1 pseudogene is annotated in these 1,912 nt (G+C 42.1%); it reads left to right on the top strand.

Features of this window, described 5'->3' with window-relative positions:
• Nucleotides 1–1,912: pseudogene (locus tag PCI70_RS12110) on the top strand (hypothetical protein); the annotation flags it as partial.

Genomic DNA, 1,912 nt, shown 5'->3' with positions numbered 1-1,912 from the left:
TAGATCAAGTTGCAGGTAATGGCGTGCAATATGATAAAAATACAGATGGTACGACAAACTACAACAGTATCACTGCTGGAAATGGTAAAGGTACTACTGCTCAGATTGGAAAAGATGCGCAAGGCAATAGTATTGTGACCAGTGGTGGAACAACCATTAGTAATGTTGCAAATGCAGTTAATGCTTCTGACGCAGTAAACAAAGGACAATTAGATTCTATTATCAGCACAAACCTAACGAATGTGACAGATGGTAATGGCAACTCAGTTAATATTACGGATCAAATTGTTAATAAATCTCCAAATAATAATAACCAAGATTCTTTATTCTTAACATACAACACTAATGGACAAGTGACGACAGATCGCTTAACCATTGGGCAAACTGTTCAGAAAATGAATACTGAGGGGGTGAAATACTCACATACCAACGGTGATACCTCATCAGGTATATTAGCAAATGGAACAACCAATGACTCAAGTGCTGCAGCAACAAACTCAACGGCAATTGGTGTTAATGCCATTGTTGAAGAAGGTGCAGCAAGTACGATCGCGCTTGGACATGACACAACAGCAGAAGATGCCGCAACGAATTCTGTGGTGATTGGACAAGGCTCTACGGTAAGCGGTGCATCGTCTATTGCCGTTGGTCATGGTGCAACAGCATCAGGTACACAATCCATTAGTATTGGTACAGGCAATACTGTATCAGGTAACAACTCAGGTGCTTTTGGTGACCCATCTGTTGTAAATGGCGATAGTTCTTATTCAGTTGGTAATAACAATACCGTATCTACAGATGACACATTTGTTTTAGGTAACAATGTGACGAATACCACAGCAGGCTCTGTTGTATTAGGGACAGGTTCAGCAGCACGAACAGGCGCAGGTGTAGCAGGTTACACACCAGCCAATTCAAGCCAAGCAACTCAAAATGCGATAGCCGCAACACAATCGACGACAGGTGCAGTTGCTGTAGGGGATGCTGATAACAATATTTATCGTCAAATCACAGGTGTTGCAGCAGGTACACAAGATAGCGATGCTGCCAACGTTGCTCAGCTGAAATCTGTAGATAGCAAAGTAGATACCAGCACTCAATCTATTGCAAACATCTTAGGTGGTGGTGCAACGGTTAATTCAGATGGTTCAATTTCAAAACCGACTTATACGGTTGCAGGTAATCAACAAAACAGTATTGGCGATGCATTAACTGCATTAGACCAAGCTGTGAAAGATACAGGCACAGCAGCAACCAAAGCCAAAACAACTGTAAAAGCAGGCGATAACGTTACGGTTGAATCTACTACAAATGCTGATGGTGCAACTGAATATACTGTAGCAACGGCAAAAGATTTAAATGCCAACAGCATTAATGCAGGTGGCACTAAAATTGATAGTACAGGTCTTTCATTTGTAGATAGTACAGGTACGCAGATTGCAAATACACCAAGTATTACACAAGCAGGTATTAGTGCAGGAAACCAAAAAGTAACCAATGTGGCTGATGGTACAGTGGCTGCAGGTTCTAAAGATGCCGTTAATGGTGGACAGCTTGCCAATGTTCAAAGCCAAGTCACAGCGAATACAAACAATATTAGTAACTTGCAAAACAATATTAGTGATGTGACATCAGGTAAAACAGGCATTGTGAAACAGGCGGATGCCAATAGCCCAATTACCATTGGACAAGACACAGGGGGTACAACTGTAAATGTTGCAGGAACATCAGGTAATCGTACGGTAACAGGTGTGGCAAATGGTTCAGTTGCCCAAGGGTCTACAGATGCAATCAATGGTGGACAGCTTTCTAATGTATCAAACAGTGTTGCAAGCGTTATTGGTGGTGATGCAACGGTTGATGCAGATGGCAAAGTAACTGCAACTAACATTGGCGGTACAGGTGCAACCAC

It is taken from the genome of Acinetobacter sp. HY1485 (genome assembly GCF_027568475.1).
Lineage (GTDB): Bacteria > Pseudomonadota > Gammaproteobacteria > Pseudomonadales > Moraxellaceae > Acinetobacter.
Note: the sequence above shows the minus strand (reverse complement) of the source record. Positions and strands in the feature narration are given on the sequence as shown.